Below are 24,957 nucleotides of genomic sequence, written 5' to 3' on the forward strand. Positions count from 1 at the left end.
AAGACAATACCCTCACCGTGACTCCGCCGGTAAGAGTCCAGATCGTGAACGTAAAAGCGGTCCCTAAAAAATGCCGGCTGTGGTGTTCCAGCGCACGTGGTTCTTCGGGATGATTCGGCCGAGATCGGCGCGCATCAGCGGCCGGTCGAGCCGAAGCCGCCGGCGCCGCGATCGGTGGCCGATAAGGTGGCGACGGGAACCAGCGCGGCCTGCACCACGGGCGCGATCACCATCTGGGCGATGCGCTCGCCGCGCTTGATCACGAACGGTGCTGCGCCGTGATTGATCAGGATCACCTTGATCTCGCCGCGGTAGTCCGCGTCGATCGTGCCGGGCGAGTTCAGCACGGTGACGCCGTGCTTGGCGGCGAGTCCCGAACGCGGCCGCACCTGCGCCTCGTGCCCGGGCGGCAAGGCGATCGCAAGCCCCGTCGGCACCAGCGCGTATTGGCCGGGTGCGAGCGTCAGTGGCGCGCTGTCCGCTACCGCCGCCATCAAATCGAGCCCGGCGGCCTCCGTGGTCTGATAGGCCGGCAATGGCAGGCCGTCGGCATGGGCCAGTTGCTGCAGTTCGACGGTGACCTCAGTGCTCAAGATGCCGGCTCCAGGGATTTGCCGCTCACGCTTTTCGCGACATGCGCGACCAGCTCGATGGCGACCTGTTCCTTGGTCATCACCGGCCAGGAATCAACTGTAATCTCGTCGTTCTTCTCACCATTCTTGCGGCTGATCAAATGCACCGTGTTGCGGTCGCCACCCATCACGCCGGTGGCGGGCGAGACGTCGTTGGCGACGATCCAGTCGCAGCCCTTGCGCGCAAGCTTGGACTTGGCGTTGTCGATGAGGTGCTCGGTCTCGGCGGCAAAGCCGATCACCAGCGGCGGGCGCTTGTCGGTCAGCCTCGAGATCGTCGCGAGGATGTCGGGGTTCTCGACCAGCTGCAGCGGCGGCATGCCAGCGGATGTCTTCTTCAGCTTCTGCTCGCCCTCATTGGCGACGCGCCAATCGGCGACCGCGGCGGCGAAGATCGCGATGTCGGCGGGCAGCGCGGCCTGCACCTGCTCCAGCATCTGCCGCGCCGATTCGACACGCTTGACGGTGACGCCGGCGGGATCGTCGAGATCGACCGGGCCGCTCACCAGGATCACCTCGGCGCCGGCGGCCTGCGCGGCCGCGGCAATGGCAAAGCCCTGCTTGCCGGAGGAGCGGTTGGCGATGTAGCGCACCGGATCGATCGGTTCGTGCGTGGGGCCTGCGGTGATCAGCACGCGCTTGCCGGCGAGCGGCTTTGGAACCGGCGGCCGCAGCAGCCGCTCGGCGGCATTGGCGATCTCGATCGCCTCGGACATCCTGCCGACGCCGACCTCGCCCGCCTCCGCCATCTCGCCGGAATTGGGCCCGATCAGCACCACGCCGTCGCGCTGAAGCTGGGTAACATTGCGGCGCGTGGCCGCATTGCTCCACATCAGCGGATTCATCGCCGGCGCCAGCAGCACCTTGCGGTTGGTCGCGAGCAGGATGGCGCTGGCGAGATCGTCGGCATGGCCATTGGCCATCTTCGCCATCAGGTCGGCGGTGGCCGGCGCCACCACGATCAGGTCGCAGTCGCGCGCGAGGCGAATGTGTCCGGCGTCGAACTCGCTCTGCGGGTCGAACAGGTCGGTATAGACGCGCTCATGCGACAGCGCGCTCGCCGCCAGCGGGGTGACGAATTGCTGTGCCGCCTTGGTCAGCACGCAGCGGACCTCGATACGGCGCTCCTTGAGCCGGCGGATCAGGTCCAGTGATTTATAGGCGGCGATGCCGCCGCCGATGATCAGGGTGACGCTGGCCTCGGGAACGGCGCCGGTGCGCTGCGGCGTCGGGGCAGTGGATGCGGTCGGCGGCGCCGAGAACGGCGTCAGCGGCTCCTCGCGGCCCTCGATCAGCTCCCGCAGGATGACCCGGACCTCCTCCTCGACCGATCGGCGATTCTTGGCCGAGCGCAGCCGCAAATAGGTTTTGACGGTGTCGTCGAGCTTGCGGATGGTCAGGCTTGCCACGGCGCCCTCCAGCACGGAATGATAGCGATGCTATCATCCGAGTGATTGCAATGCAATCACAAATTCCGGACGGCGATCAGGATTCCGATGAAGGTCGCGGCGATGATCCAGAGCGCGACGGTGCGCCAACGGTTCTTGCGGCCCTCGCTACGGCCCATCGCGGCGATGCTCTCCGGCGACAGCCTGATGCCGTCTCGCGTCATGGCTTCGAGCTGCTCGAGCACCTTCACCGATCGCTCGGCGATCTCCGGCAGGCGCATCAGCACGCGCGCAATGTCCCCGGTCCCCGCGAGCGCGCCCTGCACCCGGCCTATGGGTCCGAGATTGCGCTCGATCCATTCGCGCACCACGGGGTCGGCGACCTTCCAGATGTCGAGCCTGGGATCAAAGCCGCGCGCCACGCCTTCGACCACGACCATGGTCTTCTGGAGCAGGATCAGCTCGGGCCGCGTCCTCATGTCGAACAGGCCGGTGACCTCGAGCAGCAGCGTCAGCAGCCGCGCCATCGAGATCTCTTCCGCCGTGCGGTTGTGGATCGGCTCGCCGATGGCGCGGATGGCTTGCGCGAAATTCTCGACCGAGTGATGCGCGGGCACGTAGCCCGCCTCGAAATGCACCTCGGCGACGCGGCGATAATCCCGGGTGATGAAGCCGAGCAGGATCTCGGCGAGGAAGCGCCGCTCCTTCATGCCGAGCCGGCCCATGATGCCGAAATCGACCGCGACGAGACGGCCGGCGTCATCGAGGAACAGATTGCCCGGATGCATGTCGGCGTGGAAGAAGCCGTCGCGCAGCGCGTGGCGCAGAAAGCTCTGGATCACCTTGCGACCGAGATCGGGCAGGTCGACCCGCGCCTCTTCCAGGCGCTTGTGATCGTTCAGCGCGATGCCGTCGATCCACTCCATCGTCAGCACGTTGTGCGTGGTGCGGTCCCAGTCGACGCTCGGCACGCGGAAGTCGGGATCGTCGCGCGTGTTCTCCGCCATCTCCGACAGCGCAGCCGCCTCCAGCCGCAGGTCCATCTCCATGGCGACCGAGCGCGACATGGTGTTGATGACTTCGATCAGGCGCAGCCGCCGCGCTTCCGCCGAGTAGGTCTCGGCCTTGTACGCGACAAAGAAGAAGTCGGAGAGATCGCGGCGGAAACGCGCGGCGACGTTCGGCCGAAGCACCTTGACCGCGACCGACTTGCGGATGCCGTCATGCAGGACTTCGCCGCGATGCACCTGCGCGATCGAGGCGGCCGCCACCGCCGGCCCGAAGCTCACGAAGATGTCCTTCAGCGGCCGCTCCAGCGACGTCGCGATCGCGGCCTCGGCTTCGTCCTGCGGAAACGGCGGCAGGCGATCCTGCAGGCTTTCGAGGTCGCGGGCCATGATGACGCCGACGACGTCGGGGCGCGTCGCCAGGAACTGTCCGAGCTTGAGATAGGCCGGGCCCATCCGCGTCAGCGCGCGCGAGATCCGCGGGCCGTGCTTGACGCCGCGCCGCTCGACGAGGCGGGCCAGCTTCAGCGCGAGTTGTCCCGGCGGCGGCACCAGGCTCGGATCGACCGAGCCGAACACGCCCTCGCGCGCGAACACGAACGCGGCGCGGATCAGGCGCGAAATGTGGGTGACGGCAGAGATCACAAACGCCAGCCCGAATGCAGTGCGACGATGCCGCCGGACAATGTCTGCCAGCTGACGCGGGAAAAGCCGGCATCGCGAATCATGTCGGCGAAGACGTTCGGCTTCGGAAACTTGCGGATCGACTCAACGAGATATTGGTAGGATTCGGCATCGCCCGTGATCATGCGGCCAAGCGGCGGGATCACCTTGAACGAGAACAGGTCATAAAGGCGATCGAGCCCGGGCATCTCGACGGTGGAGAATTCCAGGCAGAGGAAGCGGCTGCCGGGCTTGAGCACGCGATAGGCCTCGCGCAGCGCCAGATCGATCCGGGGCACGTTGCGAATGCCGAAAGCGATCGTATAGGCGTCGAAGCTGCGGTCGGCGAAGCCAAGCGCTTCGGCATTGCCTTCGACGAAATCCACCCGGGTTTCGAGATGCCGCTTGACGGCGCGCTCGCGGCCTACTGCCAGCATGTCCGCGTTGATGTCGCAGACGGTGGCATGGAAGCCCGCACCCGCGGCCTTGGCGGCGCGGAACGAGATGTCGCCGGTGCCGCCGGCGACGTCGAGCAATGCGAACGACCGGTCGCTTCTGGGCGGGTCGAGTGCCGCGATCATGATGTCCTTCCAGACCCGGTGCAGGCCGCCGGACATCAGGTCGTTCATCAGATCATAGCGCGACGCCACGCTGTGAAACACGTCGTTCACCAGCGTCTGCTTGTCCCCGAGAGGGACGTCTTTGAAGCCAAAATGCGTGGTTTCGCCCGGCCGATCCATTACTCTACTCCACTGGGCGGACCATAGCGCGCCCGCCGCAATGGCGCTATCACACCGCCCTCATAAGGTGAATGCCTGACCATGCCTGAATTGCCCGAAGTCGAGACCGTCCGCCGCGGCCTTCAGCCCGTCATGGAGGGCGCAAAGATCCTCAAAGCGGAGGCTCGCCGGCCGGACCTGCGCTTTCCGTTCCAGCCGGATTTCGTCGCCCGGCTGCAGGGGCAGATCGTCACGGGGCTCGGCCGCCGGGCAAAATATCTCATGGCGGACCTTGCCTCCGGCGATGTGCTGCTGATGCATCTGGGCATGTCGGGCTCGTTCCGTGTCATCAAGCCGGACAACGACGCCGTGCCCGGCGAGTTTCACTATCCGCGGGGTAAGGATTCCGCGCACGACCACGTGCTGTTTCGGATGTCCTCCGGCGCCGACATCGTGTTCAACGATCCGCGCCGCTTCGGCTACATGAAAGTGATAGCGCGCAACGCGCTCGAAGACGAGCCGTTGCTGCGCGGGCTCGGTCCCGAGCCGCTCGGCAACGAGTTCGACGCCTCGATGCTGGCGCGGGCCTGCGCCGGCAAGACCACCAGCCTGAAGGCGGCGCTGCTCGACCAGCGCGTGGTGGCCGGGCTCGGCAACATCTATGTCTGCGAGGCGCTGCATCGCTCGCATCTGTCGCCGCGCCGGATCGCCGCGACGCTCGCGACCAAGGGCCGCAAGGGCGTCGGCGGGGGCGAGCCGACCGATCATGCGAAGCGACTGGTCGGCGCGATTCACACCGTGCTGAACGATGCCATCAAGGCCGGCGGATCCAGTCTGCGCGATCATCGCCAGACCTCGGGCGAGCTCGGCTATTTCCAACACTCGTTCAAGGTCTATGACCGCGAGGGCGAGAAATGTACGACGCCGGGCTGCGGCGGCACGATCAAGCGGTTTACGCAGAACGGACGATCGACGTTCTGGTGTCCGAAATGTCAGAAGTGAGGATCAGGCGAGCGGTCCGAAGGCCATGAGGTTCTTCGAAGGTAGCCACGGCGTCATTGCGAGGAGCCCTTGCGACGAAGCAATCCAGAATCCCTCCGCGGAAGGATTCTGGATTGCTTCGCTACGCTCGCAATGACGGGCGGATAGAGCATCCGCCAACGCGAAAAGAAGCAATCCGGCCGGGCTGGTGGCCGGATTGCTTCGTCGCTGGGGCCCTTCCGGATGGTGAAGGGCCGGCTGCCGTCCGAGCGATCGCCCCGCTCAGGACGCTAGTGTCGTGGTCTCGTCCGCTGCAAGATCGGCGGCGACATGCAGCATGCCGTCCGCGGCCGACATCACCCGGTCGATCAGGACATTGATCGTGGCGTCAAGCTCGAGCCGGGCCGCGATCCAGCGCCAGAGGCCGCGGATCTCGTCCGCAGACTTGCCGTTCGGCGCGAATTCGCTCACGGCAAGACCGCTGGCGAGCGAATCCTGATGATCATTGCGCATCACGATCAGCGGGCGCGCGAGCACCTCAGCGAGATCGAGCGAAGCTTCCTCGGCGAGCGCGCCAGCGGCGTTGTCGATGCGCTGGCCCCGGATCGGCGTCTGGTTGAGCACGAAGCTGTAGGGCCGCTTCCAGGCGCGCGCGACGCTGAGCGTCGAGGCCGTCGCCTCGATGTCGGCGACGCTCGGGCGGGCCGGGATCAGGCAGAGATTGGAATGGCGGATCGCAGCGGTGGTGGCGGCGGACAGGCCGGCGGCGGTGTCGACGATCGCGAGCTGCAGGCCGCTGTCAGCCAGCATCTTCAGGCGCGGCTCGATGTCGGCGGCATGGTAGATCGGCTCGACGACGACATCATTGGCGGTGCGGCGGCGCTGCCAGTTGGACAGGGTGCCCTGCGGGTCGGTCTCGATCAGGCGGACGGTGAAGCCGGCCTGCTTGGCCGCGAGCGCGAGGCCGACGGCAAGCGTGCTCTTGCCGCTGCCACCCTTTTGGGTGGCCAGTACGATCGTATGCATTTGAGATCAATCCTTTGGAGTGCTTGGGTCTGGAATACGCCACGCGAACGTGCATCGATCTCGATGCTGAGCTCTTCTCGCTCAGGACGTGCCGGCCCGATCCAAAGGGGATCGCGGAGGTCCGAATCAGCAGTAGCGATGATGGCGAAATAGGGAATGCCAGCGAATCCGTACCAATACCGGATCAGTAGTCGTACGTAAGGCGGTAACGATCGGTCTCCTGCCCCGGACAAAGCGCAGCGCGCAAGCGGTGCGCTGCCGAGCCGGGGCCGAGAGGCCGCAACCTGAGCTGTCGACGCATGGGTCCCGGCTCAGCGGAGCGGCATTTCATGCCGCGCCGCGTCCGGGACACGAGAGACAGCGGTGACGTTGCCCGTCTTACTTCCGCACGCAGATCACGCGGACGATCGCGGCTTTGGCATCCATCGACGTGCCGTTCGCCGCGACATTGTTCGCCTTTAGGAAATCGCGCACGGCGTCCGCGGACACCATCACCGCCTGCGAGGCCGGCACCGATGTCGCAGGTCCCGCCACCATGGCCGGCTTCAACAGCGTAATGCCGGCGAACCTGCCCTCGCCATCGATCGCCGGAGCACCGGAAAACCCGATCGCCGGCGGTGGCGACAGCATGGACTCGCTGCTCGGGACCGGCGCCAGCGCGGCTTTGACGACCGACACGCCGCCCGCGCCGCCTTGGCTCTGCGGATCGGCGATGCCGACGACATCGACATTGGTCTTTGCCGCGCCGCCAGTGAGGCTGAACGGCTTCAGGCCGCGCGCGCCGTAGATGTGCAACAGCGCAAGCCCGCGCTCCTTGTCCTCGGCGAGACGGTCGGCATTGCCATGGCCGGCGATGGTGATCGCAAGGCAGCCGTCGGTGACGAGGCGGTCGGCAACGATCGCGCCGTCGTCGCTGACGACGATTCCGGTGCCGTATTCGACGGTCTTGCGCGGCGGCGGCCCGGCCTGCGGTCCCGACGGGAACGCATTGAACGCACTCGACATCGCGATCACGACCGGCTCGACAATGTTCTCGGTCGCCTGGTCGTAGAGGATCGTCATGGTGCGGACCTCGTCGCCCTTGAAGGTGCCGCGGACATAGAACTTCTTCAGGCCCTGCAAGCCCGACAGCACGAAGAAGTCGGGCTTCACCACGGTGTAGTCGACCTTGCGCCCGGACGGCTCCTTCTCCAGCTCCGCGAGTTTTGCCGAGGTCGGGTTCGCCTCCTTGCGGCGGCTGAGAGCCACCTGCACCGTGCCGGTCGGCGAAGTCCATTTCGAGCCGTTGGCGTCGCTCGCTTGCTGCGGCACCAGCTTGCCGGGGATGCCGAGCCGGGCGCCGCTGGTCGGCTCCGTCACGATCTTCCAGCCGACGCTGTCCTGCTTCTTTCGGGCCGACTCGGCGAGCGCGGCGCGCTCCTGCGGATTGAGCACGCCGGTCGGCTTGCCGCCCTTGGCCTTCTGGTATTCCTTGATGGCGTTGACCATGCGCTCGCTGGCGTCGCCGGTGATGGCGCCGTTGTACTGACCGACCCAGGCGAGGTCGGATTGCAGCGCCAACCGCTCGGCTTTTGCCATGGCATCCGCCGTTGCCGACGGCGTCTGCATCGCCGGAGGCTGGATCGGCACGGTCTGGACCGTCTTCGGCTTAGTGCCGGGGATCTGCTGCGTCGTCATCTGGGCATTCGCAGCCGTGGCCGCAAACATCAAGGTTGCCGCAAGCATCGATCTCATGACAAATCCAGCCAGCCCATTGAACGCAATGCCATTGAAGCACATCTCGTTGGTCGCGAACAATGTTGGGCTGGTTCAGGTGCCGTAGAGGCCGCGAACTCAGACCCTCATCCTGAGGAGCGGCCGAAGGCCGCATCTCGAAGGATGGCCGCAGGCGAGATCGCGGCCTGCATGGTTCGAGACGCGCGTTCCGCGCTCCTCACCATGAGGGGATAGAGCGATCGCTCGGTAGGAGAGACGGACGACGATGCTGGGCCCGGACGAACTCGAACGCTATGCCCGCCACATCGTGCTGCGCGATGTCGGCGGACCGGGCCAGGCCGCGTTGAAGCGGTCCTCTGTGCTGGTGATCGGCGCCGGCGGCCTCGGCGCGCCCGCCCTGATGTATCTGGCCGCCGCCGGCGTGGGCACCCTCGGCGTGGTCGACGACGACGTGGTGTCGCTGTCGAACCTGCAGCGCCAGGTGATCCACACCACGCCCGATATCGGCCGGCACAAGGTCGAGAGCGCCGCCGAGCGGATCGCGGCGCTCAATCCGCATGTCCGCTTCGTCGGCCACGCCACCTGGCTCAATGCCGACAATGCACTCGGTCTGATCGGCGACTACGATCTCGTGCTCGACGGCTCCGACAATTTTGCCACGCGCTATCTGGTCTCGGACGCCTGCTTCTTCGCCAAGCGGCCGCTGATTACCGCCGCGCTCGGCACCTTCGACGGCTCGCTCACCACCATTCGCGCGCATGAGCGGAACGAGCAGGGCGAATTCAACCCGACCTATCGCTGCCTGTTTCCGGAGGCGCCGCCGCCCGGCACCGTTCCGGCCTGCGCCGAAGCCGGCGTCATGGGGGCGCTGGCGGGTGTGCTCGGCTCGATGATGGCGCTGGAGGCGATCCGCGAGATCGTCGGTTTCGGCGACGGCCTCGTCGGCCGTCTCCTGATGATCGATGCGCGCGCGATGCGCTTCGAGACGCTGCGCTACGGGCGCGATCCGGCCAATCCGCTCAACGGCGACGGGCCTGTGATCAGCGATCTCAGCGCCCATCGCATCTGAATGCCGCCGCTACCTGGTGGCTGGTTTCTCGCTGTCGAGATGCGCCATCTGCTCGGCCGCGTAACGCGTGCCCGAAGCGACGTCCGGCGGGAAGGCCTTGCCCAATGCTGTGAGATGAGCTTGCGTCAGCGTCACCTTGGTTGTGCCGAGCGCTTCGGCCAGACGGTTGCGGGTCCGGGCGCCGACCAATGGCACGATCTCCGGGCCCTGCGCCGCCGCCCAGGCGATCGCGACCTGCGCCGGCGTCGCGCCGACCTCGTTCGCGATCGTGCGCAGCGATTCGACCAGCGCGAGATTGGCATCGAGGTTCGCACCCTGGAAGCGCGGCGTCATCAGCCGGTAGTCCTTGCCGGCCTTGCCCGAATCCTTCGACCAGTGACCGCTGATCAGGCCGCGCGCCAAGACGCCGTAGGCGGTGATGCCGATGCCGAGCTCGCGGCAGGTCTTGAGGATGTCGCGTTCGATGCCGCGCTCGATCAGCGAATATTCGATCTGGAGATCGGCGATCGGATGCACCGCATGCGCGCGGCGGATGGTGTCGGAGCCGACCTCGGACAGGCCGATATGCCTGACATAGCCCGCCTTCACGAGATCGGCGAGGCCGCCGACGGTCTCTTCGATGGGAACGTTCGGATCGAGCCGCGCCGGACGATAGATGTCGACATGGTCGGTGCCGAGCCGCTGGAGCGAATAGGCGAGGAAGTTCTTGGTTGCGGCCGGCCGGCAGTCCATGCCGATGAAGTCGCCGGCGGGACCGCGCAGCGCGCCGAACTTGACGCTAATCCGCACCTTCTCGCGTGAAACGTCCTTGAGCGCCTCGCGGATCAGCATTTCATTGTGGCCCATGGCGTAGAAATCGCCGGTGTCGAGCAGCGTGATGCCCGCATCGAGCGCCGCGTGGATGGTGGCGATGCTTTCGCCGCGATCGGAAGGACCATAGGCGTCGGACATGGCCATGCAGCCGAGACCGAGGCTCGAGACGGTGGGGCCGGTTAAACCGAGTTTTCGTTGTTCCATGATGGCTCTCCTCGAAGGGCGGCGGCTGAGCGCCGCGTGACGAGGGCAGATATGCGCCCGATCGATTGAGCCGATAAGCTGGACAATCCGGAATGGCTTGTTCACATTAGCGAACAATGGCCGAGCCTGACCTGCGCGATCTCGATGTCTTCATGGCGGTCGCCCGCACCCGCAATTTCCGGCGTGCGGCGGTCGAAATCCGTGTGTCGGTGTCGAGTCTCAGCCAGCGACTCCGGGACCTGGAGGAGCGCCTCGGCGTCCGCCTGATGAACCGCACCACGCGCAGTGTCGCGCTGACCGAGGCGGGCGAATTGCTGCTGTCGCGCGTCGCTCCGGCCTTGCGCGATGTTGGCGATGCGCTGGATCAGGTGCGCGGACTGCGCGAGGTCGCCTCGGGCCGCCTCCGCATCAACGCGCCCCCGCCGGCGGTCGATCTGGTGCTGGCGCCGATGGTCGGGCCGTTTCTGGCGGCGCACCCGCAGGTCGATCTCGACATCGTTTCCGAGAGCGGGTTCGTCGACATCGTCAGCGCCGGCTTTGATGCCGGCGTCCGTTACGGCGAGCACCTCGCGCAGGACATGGTGGCGGTGTCCCTGAGTGGTCCGCAGCGTTACGTCATCGTGGCCTCGCCTGCGTACCTCGCGCGCCGCGGCAAGCCGAAGCATCCGAAGGATCTTCTCGATCATGACTGCATCCGCGCCCGCTATTCGAACGGGGTCATGCAGGATTGGGAGTTCGAGAAAAAGGGGCAGATCATGAAGGTCGATCCGCCTGCCAAACTGATCTCGACCAATATGGGCCTCGCCATGCGGGCCGCGCTCGACGGTGTCGGCGTGTGGGCAACGCTCGATGGCTACGTGCATGACGCCGTGAAGTCCGGCGCACTGGTCAGCCTGATGGAAGATTGGTGCGAGCCGTTTCCCGGACCGTTCCTATACTATCCGAGCCGCCGCCAGACGCCGCCTGCGCTGCGCGCCTTCATCGATTTCGTCGCGGCTTGGCGCAAGCGGGAAGGGCATGGGACGTAAGCCTCAGAGCATGCTCGGCAGCACGCGATCCGGCGGCTTGTGGGCGTCGAGGAAGGTGCGGATGTTGATGATCACCTTCTCGCCCATCTCGACGCGGCCTTCGATCGTGGCCGAGCCCATATGCGGCAGCAGCGTCACCTTGCCGGCCCTGGCAAGCCGCACCAGCTTCGGGTTGACCGCGGGCTCGTGCTCGTAGACGTCGAGGCCGGCTCCGGCGATCTCGCCGCCTTCGATCAACTTGATCAGCGTGTCCTCGTCGGTTACTTCGCCGCGCGCGGTGTTGACGATGTAGGCGTCCTTGCGGATCAGCTTCAGTCGTCGCGCCGAGAGCAGATGATAGGTCGCCGGCGTGTGCGGGCAATTCACCGAGATGATGTCCATCCGCGCCAGCATCTGGTCGAGGCTTTCCCAATAGGTCGCGCCGAGCTCTTCGGCGATGACAGGCGCGACGGGACGGCGGTTGTGATAGTGGATCTGAAGGCCGAAGGCGCGGGCGCGGCGCGCGACCGCCTGGCCGATGCGGCCCATGCCGATGATGCCGAGGCGTTTCCCCCCGATGCGGTGGCCGAGCATCCAGGTCGGCGACCAGCCCGCCCAGGGTTTTCCGTCGGTCAGGATCGAGGCGCCTTCGATCATCCGCCTGGGCACGGCGAGGATCAGCGCCATGGTCATGTCGGCGGTGTCCTCGGTCAGAACTTTCGGCGTGTTGGTGACGGTGATGCCGCGGGCGTGCGCGGCCGGCACGTCGATATTGTCGACGCCGTTGCCGAAATTGGCGATCAGCCGCAGCTTGCAGTCCGGCTGGTTGATGATGTCGGCGTTGACATGGTCGGTAACCGTGGGAACCAGCACGTCGGCGGTGCGCGCCGCTTCCGCGAGCTGCTCGGCGGACATCGGTGTGTCCTCGAGATTGATCCGCGCGTCGAACAATTCGCGCATCCGCGTCTCGATCGAATCCGGCAGCTTGCGCGTCACGACGACGAGGGGCTTTTTCTTCACCGACATGTCCTGCTCTCATGAGGCGTCGCAGGCCCGCCTCTGTCGCCAAAGGCCGGCCGTTGAGGCCTCATTAACCCGGTTGTTCGACACTGCCCTTGCCGTGTCCGTCCCCGGCGTTTCCTTCAAGCTCTCCCGAGATTTCCGGCCGGAAAATCGGGGCAAACTGGTTGTTCAAGTGCCCGTCCTCTCTAGCAGAAGGCCGGGCCAAGACAAGAACCACGGGCTGCTTCGGGAACACCTGCGTGGGACGGGTCGGGATTGACGCGGCAAGGGTTTGGAATTTCGGGGTGAGGGTCCGGCAAGGCCGGGTCTTCGACAGGAGACGGGTTGATGGCGTTGGGGCGTTTTTGTTCGGTGATGGCGCTTGTCGGCACCTTGTGGAGCGCCTCGGTTGGCCCCTCGCATTCGGCCAAGGATAACACCCCGCAGACCGCCAGCGGCCTGCCGGTGCCGCGTTACGTCAGCCTCAAGTCCGATCACGTCAATGTTCGCGCCGGCCCGACCAAGGACAATGACGTGGCCTGGGTCTATACCCGCGCCGGCCTGCCGGTCGAAATTACCGCCGAGTTCGAGAATTGGCGCCGGGTGCGCGATTCCGAGGGTGCCGAGGGCTGGGTCTACCACTCGCTGCTCTCGGGCCGCCGCACCGCGGTGGTCACCATGAAGCACAAGGACGATCTCGCCCCGATCTACGATCGGGCCGATCCCGACAGCGCGGTTACAGCCAGGCTCCAGGCGGGCGTCGTCACGCAGGTGAAGAAGTGCGCCGCAAACTGGTGCCGCGTCACCGGCAACGGCTTCGACGGCTGGATCCAGCAAGAGCGCCTCTGGGGCGTTTATTCGGACGAGCAGGTCAACTGACGCCGAAGGCGTCATCCCGGGGCGATGCGGAGCATCGAACCCGGGATCTCGAGATTCCGGGTCTGGTCCTCCGGACCATCCCGGAATGACCGCGAAATAGAAATGGCCGGAACATGTCCGGCCATGACGATCACATCAGCGATGTAGGACCGGTTCAGCGCTTCTTGCGCAGGCGCACGACCATGTCGATGCGGGAGATCTCGTAACCCTCCGGCACCTCCGGCATCTTGGACAGCGCCAGATGCGGATCCTCGATGTCGACCAGCTCATGGCTGTTCTCGAGGTAGTAATGGTGGTGGGTGGTGACGTTGGTGTCGAAATAGGTCTTGGTGCCGTCGACGCTAACTTGGCGGAGCAGGCCGGCATCGGTGAGCTGGTTCAACGTGTTGTAGACGGTTGCCAACGACACCGGAACCTTGGCCAGCGTCGCTTCCTCGTAGAGCATTTCAGCCGTGAGGTGGCGTGCGCCCTTGCCGAACAACAGCCAGCCCAGCGCCATGCGCTGGCGCGTCGGACGCAGCCCGGCAGACTGGAGCATTTCATTGACGTCGTGCCAGGGGCAGCCGGTCAAAGCCGGCTGACGGCCGGACAAGAGGGCCGCGGCGTGGACGTCGTCGTCGTGATGGGACGCGGTGTTCTCGTTCATTTCCAGATTTCGGGCACGCGTGAACAATATGTCTCTGCAATATAAGAATAGAAAGATGCAGATGCAAGTTTCTCGCAACTAGAGAGGTTCTAATCAGCCTTGGAACCGCGCCGGGATCGCGTCATTTTACCTTCATGGATGCACTTTGCCACCCGATTAGCCTGTGTTAGAGAGCGCGCGGTTCCGCTTAGCCGATTTTGGCGCAGCCGGGCATGGAGGCCCGGCAGACAGTCCATCCGGGGGCATGCGGGAGCCGCGCCTGACGGTGGCAATTGGCGTTGCTCTCCGACCGACGGGGCCCATTTCGCCAAAAAACGCCGCTCAATCGGAATTCAAACAGAGGCTCGTGCATGCTGAACAGGCGCAACGGTTACGAATACGAAGATCTGCTGGCCTGTGCCCGCGGCGAGATGTTCGGCCCGGGCAATGCCCAGCTGCCGTTGCCGCCGATGCTGATGTTCGACCGCATCACCGAGATCAACGACAAGGGCGGCGAGTTCGGCAAGGGGCTGGTGCGCGCCGAGCTCGATGTGAAGCCCGATCTGTGGTTCTTCGGCTGCCACTTCAAGAACGATCCGGTGATGCCCGGCTGCCTCGGCCTCGACGCGCTGTGGCAAATGGTCGGCTTCTATCTGGGCTGGACCGGGGGTGAAGGTCGCGGCCGCGCGCTCGGCTTGAACGAGCTGAAGTTCAGCGGCCAGGTGCTGCCCGAGGCGCGCAAGGTTGTGTACAACGTCGATATCAAACGCGTGATGCGTTCAAAGCTGGTGCTCGGTATTGCCGACGGGTGGCTTTCGGTGGACGAGCAGATTATTTATCGCGCCAAGGACCTGAAGGTCGGCCTGTTCAAGCAGGGCACGAGCCTGGGCTGAGCGCATCACCACGAAGAGAACGAGAAGACAACGAGCAGGGCGAGGCTGTCATGAGGCGGGTTGTGGTCACCGGGATGGGCATCGTCTCGTCGATCGGAAACAACACCCAGGAAGTGCTTGCGAGCCTTCACGAGGCGAAATCGGGCATTTCTCGGGCTGAGAAATATGCCGAGCTCGGCTTCCGTTCGCAGGTGCAGGGCGCACCGACGCTGGATCCTGCGACGGTGGTCGACCGCCGCGCCATGCGTTTCCTCGGTCAGGGCGCGGCGTGGAATCACATCGCGATGGAGCAGGCGATCCAGGATTCCGGACTGTCGCCGGACGAAGTCTCCAACATCCGCACCGGCATCATCATGGGCTCCGGCGGCCCGTCCGCCCGCACCATCGTCGAGGCCGCCGACATCACCCGCACCAAGGGACCGAAGCGCGTCGGACCGTTTGCAGTGCCGAAGGCGATGTCGTCCACGGCCTCCGCGACGCTTGCGACCTGGTTCAAGATCAAGGGCGTGAACTACTCGATCTCATCGGCCTGCGCGACGTCGAATCATTGCGTCGGCAACGCCTATGAGACGATCCAGATCGGCAAGCAGGACGTCATCTTCGCCGGCGGCTGCGAGGAGCTGGACTGGTCGCTGTCGGTGCTGTTCGACGCCATGGGCGCGATGTCCTCGAAGTACAACGACACGCCCGCCACGGCCTCGCGTCCCTACGATGTCAACCGCGACGGCTTCGTCATCGCCGGCGGTGCCGGCGTGCTGGTGCTGGAAGAGCTCGAGCATGCCAAGGCGCGCGGCGCCCGCATCTACGGCGAGATCGTCGGCTACGGCGCGACCTCGGACGGGTACGACATGGTGGCCCCGTCGGGCGAAGGCGCCGAGCGCTGCATGCGCATGGCGATGTCGACGGTGAAGACCAAGGTCGACTACATCAATCCGCATGCGACCTCGACGCCGGCCGGCGATCCTCCGGAGATCGACGCGCTTCGTCGGGTGTTCGGCAGCGGCGAGAAGTGCCCGCCGATCTCGGCGACCAAGGCGCTGACCGGCCACTCGCTGGGCGCCACCGGCGTGCAGGAGGCGATCTACTCGCTGCTGATGATGAACAACGGCTTCATCTGCGAGAGCGCCCACATCCAGGAGCTCGATCCCGTGTTTGCCGACATGCCGATCGTGCGCAAGCGTATCGACAACGTCAAGGTCGGCACCGTGCTGTCGAACTCCTTCGGCTTCGGCGGCACCAACGCCACGCTGGTGTTCAGCCGGATGGATGTGTGAGCACGGACTTCGTCATGCCCCGCGAAGGCGGGGCATCCAGTACGCCGCGGCTTCTCGATTTATCACGAACGTCTCTGGAATACTGGATCGCCCGCCTGCGCGGGCGATGACCCCGGAATGGTGGGAGTAGCGAGGCAATGGAAGGTCTGATGAAGGGCAAGCGCGGTCTGATCATGGGCATCGCCAATGATCATTCGATCGCCTGGGGCATGGCGAAGACGCTGCATGCCCACGGTGCCGAGCTCGCCTTCACCTTCCAGGGCGAGGCGCTGGGCAAGCGCGTCAAGCCGCTGGCGGAGCAGCTCGGTGTCGATCTGGTGCTGCCTTGCGACGTCGAGGACATCGCCAGCGTCGATGCCGCCTTCGCCGTGCTTCGCGAAAAATGGGGCAAGCTCGATTTCGTCATCCACGCGATCGGCTTCGCCGACAAGAACGAATTGAAGGGCCGCTACGCCGACACCAGCCGCGAGAACTTTTCGCGCACGATGGTGATCTCCTGCTTCTCGTTCACGGAGGTCGCAAAGCGCGCCGCCGAGCTGATGACCGAGGGCGGCAGCATGATCACGCTGACCTTCGGCGCCTCGGAGCGCGCGATGCCGAACTACAACGTGATGGGCGTCGCCAAGGCGGCGCTGGAAGCCTCGGTGCGCTATCTCGCCTCGGATTTCGGACCGCGCGGCATCCGCGTCAACGCGATCTCCGCAGGTCCGATCCGCACGCTCGCGGGCTCGGGCATCGGCGAGGCGCGTGCGATGTTCGCCTTCATGCAGAAGCATTCGCCGCTCCGCCGCGGCGTCACGCTCGACGAGCTCGGCGGCTCGGCGCTGTACCTGCTGTCGGATCTGTCCGGCGGCGTTACCGGCGAGATCCACTATGTCGATTCCGGCTACAACATCGTGCTGATGCCGCGGCCCGACGATTTGAAGTCCGCGGAGTAGCTTCGAGCAAGTTTCATAGCGCGGACAAAGGCGCGCTCTCCAAGCGCGCGATCTCACCCCGCCGCGATCTTCTCCGCGCGCTGGAACGCCGGCCGTGCGGTGCAGCGCGCCAGATAGGCATCGAAGGCGGGGCGCGTCGGCACCATCTTGAACTGGCGCACCGCGAAGTTCAGGCCCGAGCCGACCACGATGTCGGCCGCGGAAAAGTCCTCGCCCAGAATCCACGGCCCCTTGGCGAGCGCGGCTTCCAGCACATCGAACACCTGGGTGGCGCTGCCCCAGGCCGCGGTCGAGGTCGGGATCTCGATCTTGGTGAAGATCTGGATGATGGCCGGCTCGATGCAGCCCGGCGAGAAGAACAGCCATTGCAAATAGCGCGCGCGGCGTGGATCGGTCAGCCCTGGCGCAAGCTTCGTCTCTGGATAGCGGTCGGCAACATAGGCGCAGATCGCCGCGGCTTCGCCAAGCGCGGCATCGCCATCGGTCAGCGCCGGCACCTTGCCCATCGGATTGATCTTCAAATAGTCCGGCGCCTTCTGCGCGCCGGTCGAGATGTCGGTCAGCACCCGCTCATAGGGCAGGCCGCTCTCCTCCATCAGCCAGAGCGTCGTGAACGAGCGCGAGCGGGGCGACCAATAGAGCTTGATCATGGGGAGGAACCTCCTCAACGTGAAGCGCGACAAGGCTCATTCATCGCCTTTCCGCCGCGAATCCGCAACGTACAAGTCCCAATGCGTGGAGGTGATGCCTTGCGACATCTTCGTCGACTGGGCCGCGGCGGCGAGGCGCTTAATCTTCCTTGAGATAGCCGGGGAGAGTCCGGTCGAGCCTCGCCGCAACGAGCGCGCGGGTCCTTTCTCGCAACGTTGTATTGCCCGCCGCGGTGGCAGGAGGATCGGGAAACTGCGAATTGTCGAGCTTGGTGATCGGATCTTCCGTCAGCCTCATGCTCTCGGCGAGATTGGAGCCGAAATTCGCGAAATGCCGATTGATCGGCTCATAGCTCCTGCCGTCAATCAGGTTGACCGCAACATTGGCGAACAAATGCGAATGTCTGGCGAAAGAGCCGAGGCCCCGGCTGTAGGCGCCGATGCCGTCCAGAACGAGGCTGGAGCCTTGCAATTCGGTCTTGTACCTCGTTACCACGAGATAGCGGTCGCAATTTGCATTGGCGGTGATATTGCGAACGATGGCCGGTAAACGCTCGCTCGGATCCGGAAAGAGCCTGGATCTCGGATTGTAAAATGGCTCGAACGCTCCCTTGGGGTAGCTGATCTTCCTGATCGACGGATCAGCGCCGCGTACGGCGCGCACACGCGCCAGCGGGATGTCGTCAAGGCTCCAATCGTCGATCGGAATCTCGTTGAATTCGGTCCGAACACCGTGAGGCCGAACTTCTCGACCGAGAACCGACCGCCGATCGCCGAAATGACGCCTAGGCGGCAAGGGCCGATCTCGATCGCTGCCGGTTGCTTCGTGGCCGCATTGGCCTTCGCTGCATTTGGCTTGGGGGAGGGTTTCTTGACAGCCGGTTTGACAGGCGCGCCAGGAGCCGCCGATGTGGGGACCTCGGCCCATCCAGTGGCAGTCAGGCACGATGAAGCGAGGACGACGGCGACGGCGAAACGTAACATGATCGGGGAATGAGCGGTTGAGAATGCGAGAGTTGCAAAACTAGAGCGTGCAGGCCGCGCCCGCAAGTGTAGCGCGGGGTTTCAATCTGCCTTCTTCCACCGATAATATTTCATCGTGAATCCGTTTGACGGCTCGATCTCTTCCTTCTCGAACACAAAACCTTCGCGCTCGTACCAGCGCCAGGCTTTTTCGTTCTCGCGGACGCAACGCAGATACATCTCATCCGGCATTTGTGTGCGGGTGAAGGCGAGCAATTGCCGGCCGAGCGATTGGCCCTGATAGGCGGGCGCGACGAAGAGCATGTCGAGATAGCGCCTCGGCACATGCAGCGCCAGCATGGCGGCGATGGTGCCGCGATCGTCGGCGACGAACAGGCTCCAGCCGTCCTCGATCTCGCGCCGGATGCGCGCGCGCAGGTTTGCCAGCAGGAAGTCGCTGGCCTCGCCGAGCCCGGTCGAGACCCAGCTCTCCATCCAGACGCGGCCGACCTCATCGTATTCGTCTGCGCCGGCGGGACGGATGAGCGGAGGCGACATCGGACGCTAGGCTCTCTGGCTGCGCACGGTTTGGCGCGCCCGCACCTTGCCGGCCGACAGGCATACCACCTCGGAAATCTGCAGCAGCTGCCGGGCCAGCGGGCTGGTCTTGCGCCAGACCATGCCGATGGTGCGGGACGGCTGCGGATCGCGGAAGCGCGCGAGCGAGACCGAGGCCGATCGCGTCTCCACCGGCACTGCCATCTCCGGGATCAGCGTCACGCCGATGCCGGCGCTGACCATCTGCACCAGCGTCGACAGCGAATTGGCATCGAGCATCTCGCGCGGCGGCGCCGACTGCATGTTGCAGAACGACAGCGCCTGATCGCGGAAGCAGTGACCCTCTTCGAGCAGCAACAGCCGCATCTCGCGCATCATCTCGCGCGAGGGGGCCGGTGTGCCCTCGTCGGAGCCCGGCCGGACCAGCAGGAATTTTTCCTCGAACAGGGCGACCTCGGTGAGCGAGGGCTCCGAAACCGGCAATGCGACGATGGCGGTGTCGAGCCGCCCCTCCACCAGCTCCTGGATCAGCCGCGGCGTCATGGTCTCGCGCACGCGGATATCGAGCTCCGGATGCAGGCGCGTGAGATTCTTGGTGATCGTCGGCAGGAGGTAAGGCGCGATGGTCGGGATCATGCCGATGCGCAAGCGGCCGGCAAACCGGTCCTGCGATGCGCGGGCGAAATCGCCGAGCTCATCGACCGAGCGCAGGATGTCGCGGACGCGCTGGGAGAGCTCCTCGCCGAACCGCGTCAGCGCCACCTGGCGCGCGCTGCGCTCCAGCAGCAGCCCGCCCAGCGCCTCCTCCAACTCCTTGATCTGCATCGACAAGGCCGGCTGCGAGATGGAGCAGGCCTCGGCCGCGCGGCCGAAATGGCCATGACGCGCCAGCGCATCGAAATACCGGAGCTGGCGGAGCGTCACGTTCAGCATCAGCAAATCTTATTGCAGCGATCATTAAAGTCAACTTCCCCTGATCGAACGCGACGCTTAGAGTGGTTCTACCTGGTCAAAGGCGCGAGTTCGACGCCACCAGAGGAGGTATTCATGGACGACACTTCGAAGTGCCCGTTTTCGGGCGGAAAACCCACGCGCGTGAACCGCGACTGGTGGCCGACGCAGCTCAATATCGAGGTGCTGCACAAGAATTCCGACAAGTCCGATCCGATGGGGAAGGACTTCGATTACGCCAAGGAGTTCAAGTCGCTCGATCTCAACGCGGTGATCAAGGACCTGACCGCGCTGATGACGGATTCGCAGGAATGGTGGCCGGCCGATTTTGGTCACTATGGCGGCCTCATGATCCGCATGGCCTGGCATAGCGCGGGCACCTATCGCATCACCGACGGCCGCGGTGGCGCCGGCGCCGGACAGCAGCGCTTTGCACCGCTCAACAGCTGGCCCGACAACGCCAATCTCGACAAGGCGCGCCGTCTGCTGTGGCCGATCAAGCAGAAATATGGCCGCAAGCTCTCCTGGGCCGATCTGATGGTGCTCGCCGGCAACGTCGCGCTGGAATCGATGGGCTTCAAGACCTTCGGTTTCGCCGGTGGCCGTGCCGACGTCTGGGAGCCGGAAGAGCTGTATTGGGGGCCCGAGGGCACCTGGCTCGGCGATGAGCGCTACAGCGGCGAACGCCAGCTGGCCGAGCCGCTCGGCGCGGTGCAGATGGGCCTCATCTACGTCAATCCGGAAGGCCCCAACGGCAAGCCGGATCCGGTCGCCGCGGCCAAGGACATCCGCGAGACCTTCGCGCGCATGGCGATGAACGACGAGGAGACCGTCGCGCTGATCGCCGGCGGCCACAGCTTCGGCAAGACCCACGGCGCGGGCGATCCCTCGCTGGTTGGACCGGAGCCGGAAGCGGGCGCGCTGGAAGATCAGGGCCTCGGCTGGAAGAGCAAGTACGCGTCCGGTCACTCCGGCGATGCCATCACCAGCGGTCTCGAGGTGACATGGACGACGACGCCGACGAAGTGGAGCAACAACTTCTTCGAGAACCTGTTCAATTTCGAATGGGAGCTGACCAAGAGCCCGGGTGGTGCGCAGCAGTGGACGGCCAAGGGGGCCGACGCGATCATTCCCGATGCTTTCGACAAGTCGAAGAAGCATCGGCCGACGATGCTGACGACCGACCTCTCGCTGCGCTTCGATCCCGCCTATGAGAAGATCTCGCGCCGCTTCCTGGAGCACCCGGATCAGTTCGCGGACGCCTTCGCCCGCGCCTGGTTCAAGCTCACCCATCGCGACATGGGACCGATCCAGCGCTATCTCGGCCCGCTGGTGCCGAAGGAGACGCTGATCTGGCAGGACCCGATTCCGGCGGTGAACCACGAGCTGGTCAGCGAGCAGGACATCGCCGCGCTGAAGAGCAAGATCCTGGCATCGGGCTTGTCGGTGTCCGAGCTGGTCTCGACCGCCTGGGCGTCGGCCTCGACGTTCCGCGGCTCGGACAAGCGCGGCGGCGCCAACGGCGCGCGCATTCGCCTGGCTCCGCAGAAGGACTGGGAGGTGAACGAACCGGCGCAGCTGTCGAAGGTGCTCGGCAAGCTGGAGGCGATCCAGAAGGACTTCAACGCCTCGTCGGGCGCGAAGAAGGTCTCGCTGGCGGACCTCATCGTCCTCGGCGGCACCGCTGCGGTCGAGAAGGCCGCGAAGGATGCCGGCGTCGACGTCAAGGTCGGCTTCACGCCGGGCCGCATGGATGCTTCGCAGGAGCAGACCGATGTGGAATCTTTCGCACCGCTCGAGCCGCGGGCCGATGGCTTCCGCAACTACATCGGCAAGCGGCATCAGTTCATGCAACAGGAAGAGGCACTGATCGATCGTGCACAGCTCCTGAGGCTGACCGGTCCGGAGATGACCGTGCTGGTCGGCGGCCTGCGCGTGCTCGGCGCCAATGCGAACGGTTCGAAGCATGGCGTCTTCACGTCGAAGGTGGGTACGCTCAGCAACGACTTCTTCGTCAACCTGCTCGACATGAGCGCGCAGTGGACGCCGGTCGCCGACGGCAGCTACGAGGCACGCGACCGCAAGACCAATGCGGTGAAGTGGACCGGCACGCGCGTCGACCTCATCTTCGGCGCGCACTCTCAGCTCCGCGCCTTCGCCGAGGTCTACGCGACCTCGGATGCGAAGCAGAAGTTCGTGCAGGACTTCGCCAAGGCCTGGACCAAGGTGATGAACCTCGACCGCTACGACATCGTGGCGTGAGGCCGGTACACCTCTCCCGCTTGCGGGAGAGGTCGGTGCGAAGCACCGGGTGAGGGCTCTCACCTCGTTGGGAATCTCTCTGAGGAAGCAGCCCTCTCCCCGACCCTCTCCCGCAAGCGGGAGAGGGGGCGCAGATCGCCCGGAGCGAGCACAAAACAAAAAGGGCGGCCTTTCGGCCGCCCTTCGTGTTTTCGATAAGTAGCAGACTTACTCGCCGGCGGCTTCGCGCGGGGCCTTCTCGCCCTCGCCGCCCTTGCCCTCAAGGTCTTCGCCGGTGGTCTGGTCGACCACCTTCATCGACAGGCGGGTCTTGCCGCGATCGTCGAAGCCGAGCAGCTTGACCTTGACCTTGTCGCCTTCCTTGACGACGTCGGAGGTCTTCTGCACGCGGTTGGCCGCGAGCTGGCTGATGTGAACGAGGCCGTCCTTGGAGCCGAAGAAGTTCACGAACGCGCCGAACTCCATCACCTTGACCACGGTGCCGTCGTAGATCTGGCCGACTTCCGGATCGGACGCGATCGACTTGATCCACTTGATCGCGGCCTTCATCGCCTCGCCGTCGCTGGAAGCGACCTTCACGGTGCCGTCGTCCTCGATGTTGACCTTGGCGCCGGTCTTCTCGACGATCTCGCGGATCACTTTGCCGCCGGTGCCGATCACTTCGCGGATCTTGTCGGTGGCGATCTTGAAGGTCTCGATGCGCGGCGCGTACTCGCCGAGCTCGGCGCGCGCGTTGGTGAGCGCCTTCGCCATCTCGCCGAGGATGTGAATACGACCTTCCTTGGCCTGGCCGAGCGCCACCTTCATGATTTCTTCGGTGATGCCCTCGATCTTGATGTCCATCTGGAGCGAGGTGATGCCCGCTTCGGTGCCGGCCACCTTGAAGTCCATGTCGCCGAGATGGTCTTCGTCACCGAGGATGTCGGAGAGAACCGCGAAGCGCTTGTCTTCGAGGATCAGGCCCATCGCGATGCCCGCGGTCGGCCGCTTCAACGGCACGCCGGCGTCCATCAGCGCCAGCGAAGCGCCGCAGACCGAGGCCATCGAGGACGAGCCGTTCGACTCGGTGATCTCCGAGACCACGCGGATCGTGTAGGGGAACTCGTGATGCGGCGGCAGCACCGGGTGGATCGCGCGCCAGGCCAGCTTGCCGTGGCCGATCTCGCGCCGCTTGGTGCCGCCGAGGCGGCCGGTCTCACCGACCGAGTAGGGAGGGAAGTTGTAGTGCAGCAGGAACGTCTCCTTGTACGTTCCCGACAGCGCGTCGATGTACTGCTCGTCCTCGCCGGTGCCGAGCGTGGTGACGACCAGGCCCTGGGTCTCGCCGCGGGTGAACAGCGCCGAGCCGTGAGCGCGGGGCAGCACGCCGACTTCGGCGACGATGTTGCGCACGGTCTTGCTGTCGCGACCGTCGATGCGCTTGCCGGTGTCGAGGATGTTCCAGCGAACGATCTTGGCTTCAAGCTCCTTGAACACGGCGCCGATGCGCAGCTTGTCGTATTTCGGCTCCTGCCCTTCGGGGAAGTAGTGCGCGATCACCTTTTCCTTGACCTTGCCGACCGCGGCGTAGCGATCCTGCTTGACCGGAATGGCATAGGCGGCGCGCAGCTCCTGCTCGACGAGGCCGAGCATTTCCTTCTCGAGCGCGGCGTTGTCGATGACGGTGACTTCGCGCGGCTCCTTGGCGGCCTTCTCGGCCAGCTCGATGATGGCGTTGATCACCGGCTGGAAGTGGCGGTGACCGAACATCACCGCGCCGAGCATGATGTCTTCGTTCAGTTCCTTGGCTTCCGATTCCACCATCAGAACGGCGTCGGCGGTGCCGGCGACGACGAGGTCGAGCTGGGTGTCGACCATCTCGTCGAGCGTCGGGTTGAGTACATATTCGTCGTTGACGAAGCCGACGCGGGCCGCGCCGATCGGGCCCTTGAACGGAGCGCCGGACAGGGTCAGCGCAGCGGACGAGGCCACCAGCGCGACGATATCGGGATCGTTCTCCATGTCATGCGACAGCACGGTGGCGATCACCTGGGTCTCGTTGCGCCAGCCATCGACGAACAGCGGGCGGATCGGACGGTCGATCAGGCGGGAGACCAGCGTTTCCTTCTCGGTCGGACGGCCCTCGCGCTTGAAATAGCCGCCGGGAATGCGGCCCGCAGCGTAGGTCTTTTCCTGGTAGTCGACGGTCAGCGGCAGGAAGTCGACGCCTTCGCGCGGCGCCTTCGCCGCGACGACGGTGGCAAGCACCACGGTCTCGCCATAGGTGGCGACGACGGCGCCGTCGGCCTGGCGGGCGATCTTGCCGGTTTCAAGCTTGAGAGGGCGTCCGCCCCAGTCGATCTCGACTGAATGCTTATTGAACATAGAGGTCTTCTTTCATGGGTTCTCGAAAGAGGGGACGGCTCTCGAAAAACAAAAACCATGCGCAAGATTGCGGGACGCTGATCGGAGCGGATGATCAGCGTCCTGCGATCCTGCCATGGTTTTTGGATTTCGGATGGCGTCCATCCTTTCGGGTCATACGGGCGCCTTGCCCGTTGTGCCCAGCCGCCGGATTGCTGCTGGACTGTCAGTCGGCACGAACGCGAACACCGAACCTTCGGTCTTCGCCCTTCATGCCCCGGATGCCGGCCGTCGACGGCCCGCATCCGACGCGCGCGCAGCCTCGATCAAAAAGCTTAAAATAAGCGCCTTCGTTCGAAACCGCGTGCGAAAACGCGCGCCGGTGGCGCGCGCA

At 65.1% G+C, this 24,957-nt stretch carries 22 protein-coding genes; 8 read left to right on the plus strand and 14 right to left on the minus strand.

Annotated elements, in window-relative coordinates; translation table 11 throughout:
* Positions 1-134 precede the first annotated feature (134 nt).
* Genes dut through ubiE form a run of 4 tightly spaced genes read right to left on the minus strand, consistent with a single transcriptional unit; the run spans position 135 to position 4,430 of the window.
* Positions 135-593: a dUTP diphosphatase gene (dut, locus tag D6B98_RS10850; protein ID WP_126256985.1), complete on the minus strand. Its 459-nt coding sequence runs from the start codon at positions 591-593 to the stop codon at positions 135-137.
* Positions 590-2,041, minus strand: coding sequence for a bifunctional phosphopantothenoylcysteine decarboxylase/phosphopantothenate--cysteine ligase CoaBC (coaBC, locus tag D6B98_RS10855; protein ID WP_126256986.1), 1,452 nt, complete (start codon positions 2,039-2,041; stop codon positions 590-592). Before coaBC ends, dut begins: the two co-directional genes overlap by 4 nt.
* 56 nt (positions 2,042-2,097) lie before the next feature.
* Positions 2,098-3,672 (minus strand): 2-polyprenylphenol 6-hydroxylase, encoded by a 1,575-nt coding sequence (gene ubiB / locus D6B98_RS10860; protein WP_126256987.1) that lies wholly within the window; start codon positions 3,670-3,672, stop codon positions 2,098-2,100.
* Entirely contained in the window at positions 3,669-4,430 is a 762-nt protein-coding gene (ubiE, locus tag D6B98_RS10865; protein ID WP_126256988.1) for a bifunctional demethylmenaquinone methyltransferase/2-methoxy-6-polyprenyl-1,4-benzoquinol methylase UbiE, read from the minus strand. The genes ubiB and ubiE overlap by 4 nt, the downstream gene beginning before the upstream one ends.
* 81 nt (positions 4,431-4,511) lie before the next feature.
* Between ubiE and mutM the strand changes: the two genes are divergently transcribed.
* Positions 4,512-5,411, plus strand: coding sequence for a bifunctional DNA-formamidopyrimidine glycosylase/DNA-(apurinic or apyrimidinic site) lyase (gene mutM, locus D6B98_RS10870; RefSeq protein ID WP_126256989.1), 900 nt, complete (start codon positions 4,512-4,514; stop codon positions 5,409-5,411).
* A 261-nt stretch (positions 5,412-5,672) separates the two neighbouring features.
* Here mutM and D6B98_RS10875 read toward each other — a convergent pair whose 3' ends face one another.
* Both D6B98_RS10875 and D6B98_RS10880 read right to left on the minus strand, forming a co-directional pair.
* The gene (locus D6B98_RS10875) at positions 5,673-6,416 is read right to left on the minus strand and encodes a nucleotide-binding protein (RefSeq protein ID WP_126256990.1); all 744 of its coding nucleotides are present in this window, start codon (positions 6,414-6,416) and stop codon (positions 5,673-5,675) included.
* Positions 6,417-6,794: 378 nt separating this feature from the next.
* The gene (locus D6B98_RS10880; RefSeq protein WP_164718518.1) at positions 6,795-8,150 is read right to left on the minus strand and encodes a peptidoglycan-binding protein; all 1,356 of its coding nucleotides are present in this window, start codon (positions 8,148-8,150) and stop codon (positions 6,795-6,797) included.
* A gap of 247 nt (positions 8,151-8,397) precedes the next feature.
* On the opposite strand from D6B98_RS10880, the gene D6B98_RS10885 reads away from it, so the two are divergent.
* The gene (locus tag D6B98_RS10885) at positions 8,398-9,201 is read left to right on the plus strand and encodes a HesA/MoeB/ThiF family protein (RefSeq protein WP_126256991.1); all 804 of its coding nucleotides are present in this window, start codon (positions 8,398-8,400) and stop codon (positions 9,199-9,201) included.
* Positions 9,202-9,210: 9 nt separating this feature from the next.
* On the opposite strand, the gene D6B98_RS10890 is transcribed toward D6B98_RS10885, so the two are convergent.
* Positions 9,211-10,218: an aldo/keto reductase gene (locus D6B98_RS10890; RefSeq protein ID WP_126256992.1), complete on the minus strand. Its 1,008-nt coding sequence runs from the start codon at positions 10,216-10,218 to the stop codon at positions 9,211-9,213.
* Positions 10,219-10,334: 116 nt separating this feature from the next.
* Between D6B98_RS10890 and D6B98_RS10895 the strand changes: the two genes are divergently transcribed.
* Positions 10,335-11,246, plus strand: coding sequence for a LysR family transcriptional regulator (locus D6B98_RS10895; protein WP_126256993.1), 912 nt, complete (start codon positions 10,335-10,337; stop codon positions 11,244-11,246).
* Between the two features lie 3 nt (positions 11,247-11,249).
* Here the strand turns inward: D6B98_RS10895 and D6B98_RS10900 are convergent, their stop codons facing one another.
* Complete coding sequence (locus tag D6B98_RS10900) at positions 11,250-12,251, minus strand: 2-hydroxyacid dehydrogenase (protein WP_126256994.1); 1,002 nt, start codon at positions 12,249-12,251, stop codon at positions 11,250-11,252.
* 324 nt (positions 12,252-12,575) lie between these two features.
* Here D6B98_RS10900 and D6B98_RS10905 point away from each other — a divergent pair, with 324 nt between their 5' ends.
* On the plus strand, positions 12,576-13,106 hold the full coding sequence (locus D6B98_RS10905) for an SH3 domain-containing protein (RefSeq protein ID WP_126256995.1): 531 nt from the start codon (positions 12,576-12,578) through the stop codon (positions 13,104-13,106).
* 154 nt (positions 13,107-13,260) lie between these two features.
* Here the strand turns inward: D6B98_RS10905 and irrA are convergent, their stop codons facing one another.
* Positions 13,261-13,752, minus strand: coding sequence for an iron response transcriptional regulator IrrA (gene irrA / locus D6B98_RS10910; RefSeq protein WP_126256996.1), 492 nt, complete (start codon positions 13,750-13,752; stop codon positions 13,261-13,263).
* A gap of 350 nt (positions 13,753-14,102) precedes the next feature.
* On the opposite strand from irrA, the gene fabA reads away from it, so the two are divergent.
* The 3 genes from fabA to fabI all read left to right on the plus strand — a co-directional run bounded on the left by fabA (position 14,103) and on the right by fabI (position 16,836).
* A complete protein-coding gene (gene fabA, locus D6B98_RS10915; protein WP_126257286.1) occupies positions 14,103-14,624 on the plus strand; it encodes a bifunctional 3-hydroxydecanoyl-ACP dehydratase/trans-2-decenoyl-ACP isomerase in 522 nt (173 codons plus the stop codon).
* A gap of 50 nt (positions 14,625-14,674) precedes the next feature.
* Positions 14,675-15,898, plus strand: a complete 1,224-nt coding sequence (gene fabB / locus D6B98_RS10920; RefSeq protein ID WP_126256997.1) for a beta-ketoacyl-ACP synthase I — start codon at positions 14,675-14,677, stop codon at positions 15,896-15,898.
* Between the two features lie 137 nt (positions 15,899-16,035).
* On the plus strand, positions 16,036-16,836 hold the full coding sequence (gene fabI, locus D6B98_RS10930; RefSeq protein ID WP_126256998.1) for an enoyl-ACP reductase FabI: 801 nt from the start codon (positions 16,036-16,038) through the stop codon (positions 16,834-16,836).
* Between the two features lie 53 nt (positions 16,837-16,889).
* On the opposite strand, the gene D6B98_RS10935 is transcribed toward fabI, so the two are convergent.
* The 4 genes from D6B98_RS10935 to D6B98_RS10950 form a co-directional block, all read right to left on the minus strand.
* Positions 16,890-17,486, minus strand: coding sequence for a glutathione S-transferase family protein (locus D6B98_RS10935; RefSeq protein ID WP_126256999.1), 597 nt, complete (start codon positions 17,484-17,486; stop codon positions 16,890-16,892).
* 139 nt (positions 17,487-17,625) lie between these two features.
* Positions 17,626-18,282 (minus strand): hypothetical protein, encoded by a 657-nt coding sequence (locus tag D6B98_RS10940; protein WP_245481333.1) that lies wholly within the window; start codon positions 18,280-18,282, stop codon positions 17,626-17,628.
* 269 nt (positions 18,283-18,551) lie between these two features.
* Positions 18,552-19,007: a GNAT family N-acetyltransferase gene (locus tag D6B98_RS10945; protein WP_126257000.1), complete on the minus strand. Its 456-nt coding sequence runs from the start codon at positions 19,005-19,007 to the stop codon at positions 18,552-18,554.
* Between the two features lie 6 nt (positions 19,008-19,013).
* On the minus strand, positions 19,014-19,940 hold the full coding sequence (locus D6B98_RS10950; protein ID WP_126257001.1) for a hydrogen peroxide-inducible genes activator: 927 nt from the start codon (positions 19,938-19,940) through the stop codon (positions 19,014-19,016).
* 114 nt (positions 19,941-20,054) lie between these two features.
* Between D6B98_RS10950 and katG the strand changes: the two genes are divergently transcribed.
* Positions 20,055-22,220 (plus strand): catalase/peroxidase HPI, encoded by a 2,166-nt coding sequence (katG, locus tag D6B98_RS10955; RefSeq protein ID WP_164718519.1) that lies wholly within the window; start codon positions 20,055-20,057, stop codon positions 22,218-22,220.
* A 207-nt stretch (positions 22,221-22,427) separates the two neighbouring features.
* On the opposite strand, the gene pnp is transcribed toward katG, so the two are convergent.
* Positions 22,428-24,584 carry a polyribonucleotide nucleotidyltransferase gene (gene pnp, locus D6B98_RS10965; protein WP_126257003.1) on the minus strand — a complete coding sequence of 719 codons (2,157 nt, stop codon included), beginning with the start codon at positions 24,582-24,584 and terminating at the stop codon, positions 22,428-22,430.
* Positions 24,585-24,957 lie beyond the last annotated feature (373 nt).

The sequence above is a fragment of the Bradyrhizobium sp. LVM 105 genome, assembly GCF_003957705.1.
GTDB classification, from domain to species: domain Bacteria; phylum Pseudomonadota; class Alphaproteobacteria; order Rhizobiales; family Xanthobacteraceae; genus Bradyrhizobium; species Bradyrhizobium frederickii.

Excerpts from the sequence above, each read along its gene's own strand:
- ubiE (WP_126256988.1), bottom strand. The coding sequence starts at position 4,430 with ATGGATCGGCCGGGCGAAACCACGCATTTTGGCTTCAAAGACGTCCCT.
- mutM (WP_126256989.1), top strand. The coding sequence starts at position 4,512 with ATGCCTGAATTGCCCGAAGTCGAGACCGTCCGCCGCGGCCTTCAGCCC.
- D6B98_RS10875 (WP_126256990.1), bottom strand. The coding sequence starts at position 6,416 with ATGCATACGATCGTACTGGCCACCCAAAAGGGTGGCAGCGGCAAGAGC.
- D6B98_RS10880 (WP_164718518.1), bottom strand. The coding sequence starts at position 8,150 with ATGAGATCGATGCTTGCGGCAACCTTGATGTTTGCGGCCACGGCTGCG.
- D6B98_RS10885 (WP_126256991.1), top strand. The coding sequence starts at position 8,398 with ATGCTGGGCCCGGACGAACTCGAACGCTATGCCCGCCACATCGTGCTG.
- D6B98_RS10890 (WP_126256992.1), bottom strand. The coding sequence starts at position 10,218 with ATGGAACAACGAAAACTCGGTTTAACCGGCCCCACCGTCTCGAGCCTC.
- D6B98_RS10895 (WP_126256993.1), top strand. The coding sequence starts at position 10,335 with ATGGCCGAGCCTGACCTGCGCGATCTCGATGTCTTCATGGCGGTCGCC.
- D6B98_RS10900 (WP_126256994.1), bottom strand. The coding sequence starts at position 12,251 with ATGTCGGTGAAGAAAAAGCCCCTCGTCGTCGTGACGCGCAAGCTGCCG.
- D6B98_RS10905 (WP_126256995.1), top strand. The coding sequence starts at position 12,576 with ATGGCGTTGGGGCGTTTTTGTTCGGTGATGGCGCTTGTCGGCACCTTG.
- irrA (WP_126256996.1), bottom strand. The coding sequence starts at position 13,752 with ATGAACGAGAACACCGCGTCCCATCACGACGACGACGTCCACGCCGCG.
- fabA (WP_126257286.1), top strand. The coding sequence starts at position 14,103 with ATGCTGAACAGGCGCAACGGTTACGAATACGAAGATCTGCTGGCCTGT.
- fabB (WP_126256997.1), top strand. The coding sequence starts at position 14,675 with ATGAGGCGGGTTGTGGTCACCGGGATGGGCATCGTCTCGTCGATCGGA.
- fabI (WP_126256998.1), top strand. The coding sequence starts at position 16,036 with ATGGAAGGTCTGATGAAGGGCAAGCGCGGTCTGATCATGGGCATCGCC.
- D6B98_RS10935 (WP_126256999.1), bottom strand. The coding sequence starts at position 17,486 with ATGATCAAGCTCTATTGGTCGCCCCGCTCGCGCTCGTTCACGACGCTC.
- D6B98_RS10945 (WP_126257000.1), bottom strand. The coding sequence starts at position 19,007 with ATGTCGCCTCCGCTCATCCGTCCCGCCGGCGCAGACGAATACGATGAG.
- D6B98_RS10950 (WP_126257001.1), bottom strand. The coding sequence starts at position 19,940 with ATGCTGAACGTGACGCTCCGCCAGCTCCGGTATTTCGATGCGCTGGCG.
- katG (WP_164718519.1), top strand. The coding sequence starts at position 20,055 with ATGGACGACACTTCGAAGTGCCCGTTTTCGGGCGGAAAACCCACGCGC.
- pnp (WP_126257003.1), bottom strand. The coding sequence starts at position 24,584 with ATGTTCAATAAGCATTCAGTCGAGATCGACTGGGGCGGACGCCCTCTC.